Origin of the sequence: Pseudoalteromonas peptidolytica (genome assembly GCF_012641745.1) — a bacterium.
Classification (GTDB): Bacteria; Pseudomonadota; Gammaproteobacteria; order Enterobacterales; family Alteromonadaceae; genus Pseudoalteromonas; species Pseudoalteromonas peptidolytica.
On record NZ_WEHZ01000009.1, the window covers coordinates 36,029 to 48,515 of the forward strand.

Genomic DNA, 12,487 nt, shown 5'->3' on the forward strand with positions numbered 1-12,487 from the left:
AATAAGAAATTTTTAACGCTATTAGCTTCAGATTTACTCCTTCAAATTGAGCAAGTATTAAGTCAAATTGGTATTACGTTGTAAGTTTTTTGTGCCGCTACTTCAGCTATTTCTGTTTACAAACTAACTCATTTACGCGATGTAAATAAAAAATGATGCGCTTTTTTTGCTTTTGCTATAGTTAGTGTAATGAAAGCAAACATCAACAAAATATGATCCGACTTAGGTATCAATTCACAGCAACTGCATTGACGAATAGAATAGGCCGAATTGGTGTATTGCTATTGAGTATGTTGTTGAGCTTACCTAGCATCGCTAGCTTTCCAGAATTTAGCGATACAGCACAAGTGATGCGTCGTTATGATTACAGCTCTGGTTTGAGCCAAGTGACAATTACAGCAATCACACAAGACCAACTTGGCTACATTTGGGTTGGAACACAATCTGGGTTGAACCGGTTTGATGGCCATGATTTTATCCAATTTGAAGTAAAACAAAACTCTAAAAATCACCTCTCTGGAGGCTTTATCACCTCTCTTTGTCATAGCGGCAAATACATCTGGATTGGAACGAGTACAGGGCTTAGCGTGTATGACGCGGAGGCTGGATTATTTCGATCTATTTTGGCTGCCTACAATGATGCGATTAACTCAGATAGAGTAAAAAAAGTTGCTTGTTATGGCGAATCGGTGACGGTGTCAACGGAAGAGGGGGATGCCTATCGTGTTAACTACCAAACTCTTGAACCTGAGAAGTTATATTTAACTGGCAAGTTTGTCCGCGATGTACAAGAAACAAGGAACGCATTTGTTTATCTTAATGCTGACGGCCTAGTTAGCCAGCCAAAAGATAAAGTCGGTGCAAAGGTTATTTTAGACGGTGAGTTTAAGACGTTATCGCTGTCTCATGGACGTATATTTGCGGTTGATGATGAAGAACAAATAATTGCTTTTGACACTAAGTTCAATAAAGTGCTTTGGAAAAAAGTCATTAGCGACAAAGTAAACTTTAGCATTTTCCAAGTTAAAGTGCGTACGAATGAGATTTTAGTCGCGTCAAATAATGGTGTTTTTGTACTGGATCTACAGGGGAATATCAAACGTCATTGGTATCGTCGCGCCGAACAAAATGATGGCTTACAAGATAATAATATATTAAGTGTACAAAGAGATCACAATGGCGATTTATGGATTGGTACTGAATCTCAAGGGTTACATTTTTTCAGCCAATTGAGCGAGTCATTTGGTCACGTTGGAGAACAAAACTTCCCCCATGCACCGCTTGGCCACCCTGATGTGCGCAACTTTGCACTGGACAGTAGTGAACGACTTTGGATTGGCACTTCATCAGGGTTATATATTTATCAACAGTCTAGTTTTATTGAGGCCTATCGGCTATTTCCTAGCCTTTCAGCGATAAAGGGTAGTTTTATTACTCAAGTAAAAATCTATGACGATACCTTGTGGCTAACGACCAGAGGAGACGGGGTGATAAAATATGGCTTATTGCAAGGAGAATATCTGCATTTGCAGCCAGACTCGGAAAACGGCCCTGAACTAAGCTTTAATGATATAACAAAGTACCAATCACAAATATTAGTCAGCTCAAGAACGCTTGGCCTTATGCGTTTTGATAACGAGTCCAATCGTTTATTACCATTTTTTGAGAATCGTCCAGATACACCCTCACATGTTTCTTCGTTTAAAGTCGTAGGTCAAGACCTGTGGTTCGGCTCTATTGGTGAGGGGTTATTTAAATATAGCAAAGGTCAGTTACATAACATCACGACTCAAGATGGCCTGAAATCAAATTTAGTTTTTATGATTGATGAAGACCCTTGGCAACGGCTTTGGATTGCAAGTGAAGCAGGAGTAAGCCTTGTTGATAAAGAGATGCAAGTAGTAAAAACCATTGGCGAACAAGATGGGTTAGGTAATCAGGCTGTTTGGGGGCTTGTGTATGATGACTATGAATATATGTGGCTGGGTACAAGCGGCGGGTTATCCCGTGTGAATGTGATGGACTTTGCAATAGATAACTTTTTACCTATTGATGGTGTACAAGCTCATGAGTTTAATTATAACGCGGCATGGAAAGCCCCTGACGGTAGAATTTTTATGGGGGGAGCCAAAGGCTTCAACCAGTTTTTCCCTCAAAATGTATCTATTTCAAATAGTGCGAGACCTATTTTGGTTTCAACAATAGAGTTGCTTGGGGAGCCAATAAAGCCTAGCCCAAATGGGATATTGCCAGTCGCACCGGAATTGGCCAGTGAACTGCACTTGCGTCATGACCAAAATATTATTTCTTTACAGTATTCGAGTCTCGATTTTGGTTCTGAAAAATTAAGCTTCTATTATCGGATAAAGGGGCTGAGTGACAAATGGTTAAAACTTGCAAATGGCGCACGGCAAATTAATTTACTTCAGTTGGAGCCTGGGGTATACCGGGTCGAAACTTACACCGTCAATCGTTTCAATATGCAGTCCCCAGTGCATGAGTTCAGTATTTATGTTGATGCACCGCTTTGGTGGAACACATATTCAAAAACATTATACGGCCTAGTTATTATTTTTATTATTGTCGGGTTTGTTAGAGCGCGGCAGCAACGCTATCGAAAGGTGCTTAGAGATAACCAAGCCATGTCTGCCCTTCAAGAGCGTTTGGAATTATCACTGTGGGCAAGTGGCGATGAACTATGGGATTGGCATGTCGAGTCTGGCTGCATATATCGCTATAGTGTCAACCCAAAAATTAACTTTGGCGAATTGCAAGACAAACTTATTCTAAGCGAGCTAGACCAGTTTGTGCATCCTAAGGATTGCGTATTGTTGGAAGAGCGCTTACTAGCCTGTGTAGATGGTAATGAAGATGTATACGAGTTAGCTATTCGAGTGAAAGGGCAAGATGGTGAGTGGGTTTGGGTGCTTGACCGCGGGAAAGTGGTGGTAAGAGATGAAAATGATAAGGCACTTCGCATTGCAGGTGCTTTGAAGGATATAGCTGATCTCAAAGCACATCAACAGGCCCTGCAGTCGCTAAATGAGCAATTAGAGATTAAAGTGGCGATGAGAACGGATGAGCTTTACAAGAAGAATCAAAAACTTGAACAAGCTATGATTGAGCTAAAGCAAACTCAAGAAGAGCTGATTGAAAGTGAGAAAATGGCTTCTTTGGGTGTGGTTGTGGCAGGTGTCGCTCATGAGATTAACACACCTTTGGGTATAGCAATCACAGCGCTGTCTCATAATGAAGATTGTTTGTCTGACCTAGTTGATAAACTAGAAAATAAAACTCTAAAGCAAGCTGATTTAGTCGCTTCCATTGCATCGCAAAAAGAAGGCTACTTATTGGTCACACGAAACTTAAGACGAGCTGAGAGTTTGATCAGCAACTTTAAACAAGTGGCAGTGGATCAGTCCAGTGAAGTAGAACGTGATATTAACCTGCTTGAGTATATCAACGATGTTTTTGACTCATTAAAGCCACTTGCCAAAAATAAAGAAGTGCAATTGGAAATAGATGGAAATAGGTCGATAAACATTACTACTTTTCCCGGTGCGATTTACCAGATAATGGCAAATTTATTTAATAACTCAGTCATCCACGGGTTTGAAGATAGCGCCTCAGGGTGTGTACGAGTAACAGTAGAGGAAAACGGTTCACATTGGAGTATTATTTATAGTGATAATGGCGTCGGTATGGACGAAACAATGGAAAAAACGTTATTTGAGCCATTTGTAACAACCAAACGAAATCAAGGTGGCTGTGGTTTGGGAATGCACATTGTGTATAACCTAGTAACGCAATTATTAAAAGGGGAGATCCGTTGTAAAACCGCGAAGTTCGAGGGTGTTGAAATTACTATTCGTGTACCCCTTACTCGTTCTGCCACTATTCAATCAGACACGTCTTCCTCTCCTTCTTAATACCATGACTAAGGATAGTCCTCCTCAGTACCATTAAAAACAAATAACTATAAAACCAGCAATAATTGAACAATTAATATTGTATACAATATATCTATTGTGTATTGTTTGCTTGTTACCTAAAAACACACTCATCAATAGGAACATAAGGACAACACAATGCGTAATAACAAAAACACAACGCACATTCTAAGTAAAACGCTCCTGGCATCCGCACTATCAATGGTAATGGGGGCATCAACAGCTGTCGCTGCTGATGGTAATAGCACAGTAAAAGGCAGTATCAAAAGTGGTCAAGGTATTGAGTTGGCACAAGCTCAATTGACTTTTACGCACAACACCAAAGGATTAAAGTTTAGCGTTAAGACAAATACTAATGGTGAATATACTATCCGTAACCTCCCTGTTGGCACCTATACTGTGTCTATTAATAAAGCTGGATTTGAAACGCTTTTGGAGAAGAATGTCGAGCTTAGTATCGGACAGGCAATTATTTTAGACGCGCAACTGTTAAAAGAAGGACAAAATATAGAAAGAATAGCAGTGACAGGTACAGCTATTCGCAGGGTTGATATGGGGTCATCGACTGCGGGGGTCACGTTTACTGACTCTGAGCTAAAAGTTATGCCAGTTAACACAGGCTTTGAGAGTATCGCTTTACTGGCCCCAGGCACTGCGCAGCCCGGTGGTGATGCGTTTAAAGGCGCATCAAGCTTTGGCGGTTCATCGTCAGCAGAAAATGGTTATTATTTTAATGGTCTTAATGTAACAAGCATTCGCTCAGGCTTAGGATCTATTCGCTTGCCTTGGGAAGCAATCGCGCAAACTCAGATAAAAACAGGTGGGATCAGCCCTGAATTTGGCGGAGCATTAGGCGGAATAGTGAACGCAGTATCTAAATCAGGGGATAATGAGTTTACACTTGGTGCTGAATTACGAATAGACCCCTCGTCATCACATAGTTATCACGATTCTACTTACCTAGATAACGGCACAATCCATCTCAATACACAACAGAATTATGATTCATTTAAAGCACTTCAAGTTTGGACAAGCGGTGCGATTATTGAAGATAGCCTGTTTTTTTACGGCTTATTTGCGCCCCGCAGAGAAGACAGTCGCTGGGCAGGACAAACGACCTACAATGATAGGAGCCGAGATGAAGACCGTTGGTTCACAAAGTTAGATTGGTTCATTAATGAAAACCATTCTGTTGGTATTTCAGCAATGAACAACAAGCGAGAATGGACAAGGCAAACTTACACTTATGATTGGCAGCGTAATACCATAGGTGATAAGCAAGGTGTGGCAGCCCCGGGGGAGGATGGTGGTAAAGTATATAGTGTTAACTATAACGGTTATCTGAGTGACTTCTTCTCGGTTTCAGCAGTGGTAGGCCGAGTGACTGAAAATGTCGAAAATATAGTCGCATCAACGGCTCCTGGGGTCTGGGACGAACGGGGAAGTACAGTAACGCTATCGAGCCACACCGCCAGTGGCGTGTCTGAACAAGAATTTATACGCGATCAAGCGCGGCTAGACTTTAATATCGATTTAGATTATCACGCAATTTTGTTTGGGGTTGACTACACAAAAGTACAAGTAGAGTATTTTGAAGGACAAAATGGACTCGCAGACGCACAAGGGTGGTGGACGGTAAAGACCGCAGGGGAAAATAGCATATCAGGCGCTGCACTTGGGCAAGACTATATTGAACGTCGGGTCAGGACACGCACAGTTGACTCCGAGGTGAAATCATTGGCGTTTTATGTCAACGATTCATGGCAAGTAACAGAGCAACTGGTTTTCAATTTAGGACTTAGGTACAGCCAATTTGAGAATACGGTTACAGATGGCCGCGCATTTGTTGATATGGACAATCAACTTGCACCAAGGCTGCAAGCAATTTATGACCTAAATGGTGACGGTGAGTCTAAGGTGTTTGTAACCTATGGACGGTACTTTCAGCCTGTTTCCGCGAATATGAATATCACTCAAGGCTCGGCATCAGTAGAGTGGTTTGAATATTTTGACCTAGACCAAATTGATGGTAATGGTTACCCCGTTTTGTTGCAAGATGGTTCACCAAGTCGTGGAGAAATGCTACGTGACAGGCGATGGCGACAACGGGGTATCACAGAGCCGGGGCTAATTGCGTCATCTTCTCTAAAGCCTATGTATTCCGATGAATTTACTTTGGGTTATCAAACCTCAATTTTTGATGATATGGCTTTTGGTGTGAGGGCAATTTATCGTGATCTTGGTCGTAGTGTTGAAGATACTGATGTCGGCCCTGTTCTTGCGAAGAAGTTGGCAGAGCTAGGTATACAGGACAATGTAGGGCAGGGGTCGTACTATGTGTTAAACAACCCTGGTGAAGCTATCACCATGAGTTATGACTTTGATGGCGACGGGCAGGCTGATGATATTACGCTAACGGCTGAAGAACTAGCACTTCAGCAGGCCGTTCGTAAATATCTTGCACTTGAATTCACTTTGGAAGGAAATATTTCCGATAAGCTGAGAATAAATGCCTCTTATACTTGGTCTCATAGTTACGGCAACACCGAGGGGTTGGTAAAGACAGACAATAACCAAGCCGATCCCGGTTGGACAACATCGTATGACTATGCTGATTTGATGGATAACGGCTATGGTAATTTGCCTAATGATCACCGCCATTCAATAAAGCTATCTGGATCGTACGACATTACTGATGAGTTTACATTGGGATTGGTTGCCCGTACCACCTCAGGACGTCCGATGAACTATTTTTCAAAACACCCAGTTGGTGTGGATAGCTGCCGAAATGGCAGCCCATGGGATGATTGTGTAAGTAAAGATTATGGCCATGTTTCTCATTATGATGAAAATGGTAAGGCCATACCTCGCGGCAGCGTTGGCGAATTACCGTGGGCGACAATAGTGGATGTATCATTGAGTTACTCCACTGACGTACTTGGGCATGATTTATTGCTGAAGGGAACAATTTATAACTTACTTAACAGTGATAAGGCATTGGACATCAACGAGCAACGCTCATTAGATGGAGACAATGGATTGGTGGTTAACCCCGACTATGGCCTAGCGACACTGCGTCAAACAGAGCGTTACGCTTCATTAGTTGCAAGGTTTACATTTTAGTATTCTTAAAGATGCCAAAGCCAAACAGGTTTGTTTGGCTTATTTTCTCGACCATAATTTGATACAGAGTGGACTTACGGGTACGGTTCACTCGCTTTATTTTAGTGAACATGACTTTTATTAAAACAGGTCAATAAAAAGGGTGCTGACTTCTATGCAGGTTAACTATTCAGCCAGACAACAACGTTTAATTAAGAAGTTACAACAACATCAAAGTGATGCTCTTATTGTTTATGGCTACGAAAATATTGTGTATTTGACCGGCTTTACAGGCCACGCAGCAACATTACTCGTGCGAGCTAATGGACAACATCAACTGATCACCGATTACCGGTATTTTGAGCGTGCAGGCAATGAAGCCGTCGGCGTTGAGGTTGTGCTAAGAAATCGTGACGAAGAATCTTTGCCCAACTGTATTTTCAGGTTGCTGGGTAAGGTACGTCAGGTTTCATTTGAGGCGCATCACATTAGTCACGCAGATTTTTTGTCATTAAATACCAGCTCAAAAAGTCAGATGCTGATAGCCGCGCCGCTATGGGTGGAATCGCTTAGACAAGTGAAAGATGAATATGAAATCCACTGTATTCAACGGGCAGCAGAGATTGCAGACTCTGCACTTGCGCATACATTGCGTTTTCTCAAAGCGGGAGCTACGGAGCGAGAAGTTGCGATTGAGCTTGAATATCAGATGCAAAAATTAGGCTCTGAGGGCGTCGCTTTCGATACTATTTTACTATTCGGCGCGCGCTCATCTCTCCCTCATGGAAACCCAAGTAATACTAAACTCAACCTCGGAGACTTAGTGCTCATCGATTTTGGTGCTGTAATAAACGGTTATCGTTCTGATATGACAAGAAGTTATGTACTTGGTGAATCAAACCAACAGCAACAATCAATGTTTGAAATAGTGCAAGCAGCTCAGCACGCAGCGCTTGAGCTGATAAAACCTGGGGTCAATTGTAGCGAGTTGAATACAGCTTCGCATCAAGTGCTCAGTAATAGTCCATTTGCACAATACGCAGGTGAAGGTTTGGGACATGGTGTTGGATTATTTTTGCATGAACAGCCATTTATCAAACCTGGCGTTGACCATCAATTAGAAGTTGGCAATATCATCACCATTGAGCCGGGCATTTATATTCCAAATTATGGCGGCATAAGGCTTGAAGAGGATGTCTTAGTGACAGAAAGTGGGTCTAAATGTTTAACCCATGCTCCGCAAAACTTTCAGCTCGCGAGCTAAGGAGTCAAGATGCAGATTATCTCTCGCCAAGAAGTAATAAATAACCTTAACTACTCAACGCTAATACAGGCGCTTAAGCACGGTTTTGCACAAGCCGCGGGCACCCCTGCACGACAAGTTTTTGAGTTGGATGATAGCCGTAATAATCATGATGCGTTTGCTGTTTTGCCCGCGTGGAATGCAGACGTGATAGGGGTCAAAGCATTTACGTATTTTCCGAGCAATCCCCAGCATGATAAAGCGACACTTTACTCTAAAATCATGCTATTCGGGCGCGAGTTTGGTGAACCGCTGGCATTGGTGGACGGCACTGAGGTAACGTTATGGAGAACATCTGCAGTGTCAGCATTAGCAGCAGATTATCTGGCACCGAAGGATGCTAAGCATTTGGTCTTTTTCGGGTCAGGAAATGTAGCGAGTTATATGATAAACGCTCATTTAAGCGTCAGAAATTATTCTAAAGTTTCCATAATTGCACGTAATGAACACAAAAGTGGTCAGTTAGTAGAGTTGCTATCATCACAATATCAAGATATTGAGTTTGTGCGTTACAAGCGGGCAACTGCATCTGTTATTGCATCAGCAGATGTGATCAGTTGCGCGACTGGTAGTCACTCGCCACTATTTGATGGCGAGTGGCTAAGCGGGGGGACGCATATAGATTGTATTGGTAATCACCATAAGCATTGTCGAGAGTGCGATACAACAACAGTGGTGAGAAGTCGAGTATTTGTTGACAGTCGCGCTAATGTATTAAACGAAGCCGGCGAACTATTATTGCCGATCAGTGAAGGCAAATTCAGCGCCGAAAAGATAGTTGCAGAGCTTAGCGAAATGGCTAAAAATAATCTCAGGCGAAGTGATGAGCATGAAATTACTTTGTTTAAGTCTGTAGGAACAGCATTAAGTGATTTAATAGGAGCAAAATTAGTATATGACTTGGTTCAAAAGTAAAGAGCAAGGCAAAGTATATGAGGTCACCGCAGTAATTAAAGCCGCAGACAAACGCTTGGTTAATCCCTTAATATGTCACCAGTGCCACATGTTAGTCAGCTATCAAGGGGCGGGCGGTGATACAAAAAGTGAAAAGCTGTTGTATGATGACACCTTTTATAAAGCGTTCCAAAATCGTGATAGCTGTTACGTGATGGTGGATGATAATGGCATTCGGCATTATCATCCCAGTGAGAAATAAAATAAGCCGTAGCCCACAATAAATGCGGGCACTGCTGAGTAGAAAGTAGCAAATAGTGCTGCTCTTGGCGCCAGTGCAATTGCAGGAAATAACGCGTCACCATCGTTAGCTACAGCATTTGCTGCAAGTGCACTAAAGGGCACCACACCTTGAAGATACAGAGTCGTCACAACAATCTGTGGTCCACAACCAGGCAACAGCCCGACAAGTATAGCTACAAGTGGTGCATAGATAGCGTAGTCTTTAAACCACATAGCCAGATCAAGCCCTAAATATGCGGTAGATAATTCGTAGAGTAAGAAGCTTGCAACCACCCAAGCGGTGACAAAATGCGTGTCCTGTAAAACCCGAGTAAGCTTAGAAGGCGGGTCGCATTCACCCTCTTCACAGGTGATGTCTTTATAACTGACACCTTTTGAACTTAGTGCCCAAACACTGACGGCGAAAAGGCACAGTATAGCGCCTAGCCATATTATTATGTTTTCAAATGGTGCCATGTCAAAGTTAAACGCGATAGCCAGTGCAATTACCAGACTTGGAAGTAAACATAATTTCCAAACCTTACGGCTGATACTGAAAGCACGACTGACATGAAGGGCTTCTTCTTCGACTTTGTTAACACGCTGTGGTACACAAAAGTCGGGTTTATGAATTAAGTGCACAGCAACTCCGCTTGCAATGCCCACACCGACGCCCATTGTAATGATTATGACGGCTGTAAGCGGCTCCTTAGCCAATAGCAAAAACGCGGCATCTCCCATCGTTGCTGTAAGCACTGCCACAACAGAGGCAAAACTAGCTTGTTTTTTGGTAAATTGAGTAACAACGATGATTGCACCACCACAGCCGGGTAAAGCGCCTAATATTGACGCCATGATAATTTCAAGAATAGGGGATTTAGCACTGAGATAATTCAGGTTGAGTTGTGGGATCTTATCAACTAAAAAGTAATAGATAAGTAAAGTGGCCGCAACGAAGACGCTGACTTGAAAAAAAGCATCACTTAGTGCGCCAAGAACAATAGGTCTGGCTGTTTCAAATGCCAAAAGTACGATGATGAAAATCGGTAAAACCAGACGTTTGTTAAACAATAAACTCACCTTAGCTATGTGTGCTGGTTGAGAGTATCGAAGAAGAGATGAAAGCATAAAGTGCAACCCGTGTATTATCTAAGTTGCACTTTAGATTTAAATTAAATGAAAATCAATATCATTTGTATTATTTTCTTTGGAACTCGGCGGTTGCTTTCCATTTTGGCCATTCATTTTGTTGAGACACATCATAGCCAACTTTAAAGAAAAGTTGCAGGTCTTGCACCGCACCGCTTAGATCCCATTCGTCACGGTAGCGATCACATGGCTGATGATAACAACCACGCAATACCAGCCCCATGCGCTTGCGATACTTTTCAGTAGCGGCATCTCGAGCTTCAGTTCCGCCACCTGCATACATTGCTGGTACGCCCATGTTCGCAAACGCGAAATGATCCGAACGGTAGTAACCACCAGCCGCTGGGCGAGGATCGCCTGAGACTGCACGGTCTTGCGCCTTTGCAGCTGTTTCTAGCATTTCGTCAAGCTCTGACTTTCCAATACCCACAACGCTGATGTCTTTTACTTTACCTAAAAGGTTTAGGCTATCCATATTGATGTTAGCAACAGTTTGTTTTGCAGGGATCACTGGGTTTGCAGCATAAAACTTAGAGCCTAGCAGGCCTTGCTCTTCGGCCGTCACCGCTAAAAATGTAATTGAGCGGTCAGGGCGTGTTGGTAGCTTAGTGAAGGCTTCAGCGACTTCAATCATGCCACCCGTACCACTTGCGTTATCATGAGCACCGTTATAGATTTGGTCGCCTTTACGGTTTGGGTCGATACCTAAGTGATCCCAGTGTGCAGAGTAGATGATGTGCTCATCAGATTTTTTACTGCCAGGAAGGGTAGCAATAAAGTTATATGAAGTAGATTTTTTAATCGTGTTCTTGACTGTGACAGAGGCACTGAGGTCGCCCATATCGACATGATATGCGCCTTGCGCCGCTTTTGCCTTAGCGGTCTCGAAATCAAGCCCTGCTTTTTCAAATAATTCTTTTGCGACGTCAACGGTTACCCAGCCTTCAACAGCCACACGATCCATATTATTATTTTCTTTTTGGAAACCAAATTGTGGTCCACTCCAAGAGTTTTCCACTACGCTCCATGGGTAAGAAGCTGGTGCGGTTTCATGAACAATAATAGCGCCAGCAGCACCTTGACGAGAAGCTTCCTCGTATTTATACGTCCAGCGGCCGTAATAAGTCATTGCTTCACCAGTAAACTTGCCTGAATCAGGATTAGCAAACCCAGGGTCGTTGACTAGCATGACAACTGTTTTACCCTTAACATCTAGCCCTTCATAATCATTCCAATCGTACTCAGGCGCGTTAACACCGTAGCCAACAAATACAAGCTCTGAATCTGTAATTGATTCAAGCTCGCTGATCCGAGCAGAGCCCATCACCATATCTTTTTTATATTCGTAGCTTTTGCCACCAATTTCTAACGTCATATTAGGGTCTGCTTCCAGCGAGACAAGGGGAACCTCTTGTAGGAAGCTATTGCCATTACCAGGCTCATAGCCAAGTGCTTTAAAATGTTTGGTTAAATAGGCAAGTGTTAGCTCTTCCCCTTTAGTTGACGGTGCGCGGCCGCCAAATTCGTCAGATGCCAGTGTTTTGATGTGAGCTCTTAGTTGAGCATCATTAATACTGTTATACGCAGTGTCGATGTCTTGAGGGCTATTGCTTGTGCTAACACAGCCCGCAAGTACAGCAACAGAGAGTGAGCTGAGCGCCAGTCTAAGTTTCATAATTGCCTTTCTTTTACTTGTTAGGAACCCGTAACTTGTAACACAAAATACGGTAAAGTTCGAGAATAAGGAGACGTTCATCACTTTATAGAAGCGACTTACTAGTAGCTTGTAGGGTCGTTTTCAATCAGG

At 42.8% G+C, this 12,487-nt stretch carries 7 protein-coding genes; 5 read left to right on the top strand and 2 right to left on the bottom strand.

Annotation, left to right across the window (positions count from 1 at the left end; all coding sequences use genetic code 11):
- The first annotated feature begins 290 nt into the window (after window positions 1-290).
- From F9Y84_RS07760 to F9Y84_RS07780, 5 genes are all read left to right on the top strand, one after another.
- Window positions 291-3,929, top strand: coding sequence for a sensor histidine kinase (locus F9Y84_RS07760; RefSeq protein WP_147391031.1), 3,639 nt, complete (start codon window positions 291-293; stop codon window positions 3,927-3,929).
- Window positions 3,930-4,088: 159 nt separating this feature from the next.
- Window positions 4,089-7,073: a TonB-dependent receptor gene (locus F9Y84_RS07765; protein ID WP_147391026.1), complete on the top strand. Its 2,985-nt coding sequence runs from the start codon at window positions 4,089-4,091 to the stop codon at window positions 7,071-7,073.
- A 154-nt stretch (window positions 7,074-7,227) separates the two neighbouring features.
- Window positions 7,228-8,316, top strand: coding sequence for a M24 family metallopeptidase (locus tag F9Y84_RS07770; RefSeq protein ID WP_147391027.1), 1,089 nt, complete (start codon window positions 7,228-7,230; stop codon window positions 8,314-8,316).
- Between the two features lie 9 nt (window positions 8,317-8,325).
- Complete coding sequence (gene lhpI / locus F9Y84_RS07775) at window positions 8,326-9,270, top strand: bifunctional Delta(1)-pyrroline-2-carboxylate/Delta(1)-piperideine-2-carboxylate reductase (RefSeq protein WP_147391028.1); 945 nt, start codon at window positions 8,326-8,328, stop codon at window positions 9,268-9,270.
- Window positions 9,251-9,511 (top strand): hypothetical protein, encoded by a 261-nt coding sequence (locus F9Y84_RS07780; protein WP_147391029.1) that lies wholly within the window; start codon window positions 9,251-9,253, stop codon window positions 9,509-9,511. Before lhpI ends, F9Y84_RS07780 begins: the two co-directional genes overlap by 20 nt.
- Here the strand turns inward: F9Y84_RS07780 and F9Y84_RS07785 are convergent.
- Both F9Y84_RS07785 and F9Y84_RS07790 read right to left on the bottom strand, forming a co-directional pair.
- Window positions 9,493-10,659: a putative manganese transporter gene (locus F9Y84_RS07785; RefSeq protein ID WP_128730224.1), complete on the bottom strand. Its 1,167-nt coding sequence runs from the start codon at window positions 10,657-10,659 to the stop codon at window positions 9,493-9,495. The two genes, F9Y84_RS07780 and F9Y84_RS07785, sit on opposite strands and share 19 nt — an antisense overlap.
- A gap of 70 nt (window positions 10,660-10,729) precedes the next feature.
- On the bottom strand, window positions 10,730-12,355 hold the full coding sequence (locus tag F9Y84_RS07790; RefSeq protein ID WP_147391030.1) for a M28 family metallopeptidase: 1,626 nt from the start codon (window positions 12,353-12,355) through the stop codon (window positions 10,730-10,732).
- Window positions 12,356-12,487: the final 132 nt, after the last annotated feature.

Coding starts and splice junctions, on each gene's coding strand:
- F9Y84_RS07760 (WP_147391031.1), top strand. CDS start 291: ATGTTGTTGAGCTTACCTAGCATCGCTAGCTTTCCAGAATTTAGCGAT.
- F9Y84_RS07765 (WP_147391026.1), top strand. CDS start 4,089: ATGCGTAATAACAAAAACACAACGCACATTCTAAGTAAAACGCTCCTG.
- F9Y84_RS07770 (WP_147391027.1), top strand. CDS start 7,228: ATGCAGGTTAACTATTCAGCCAGACAACAACGTTTAATTAAGAAGTTA.
- lhpI (WP_147391028.1), top strand. CDS start 8,326: ATGCAGATTATCTCTCGCCAAGAAGTAATAAATAACCTTAACTACTCA.
- F9Y84_RS07780 (WP_147391029.1), top strand. CDS start 9,251: ATGACTTGGTTCAAAAGTAAAGAGCAAGGCAAAGTATATGAGGTCACC.
- F9Y84_RS07785 (WP_128730224.1), bottom strand. CDS start 10,659: ATGCTTTCATCTCTTCTTCGATACTCTCAACCAGCACACATAGCTAAG.
- F9Y84_RS07790 (WP_147391030.1), bottom strand. CDS start 12,355: ATGAAACTTAGACTGGCGCTCAGCTCACTCTCTGTTGCTGTACTTGCG.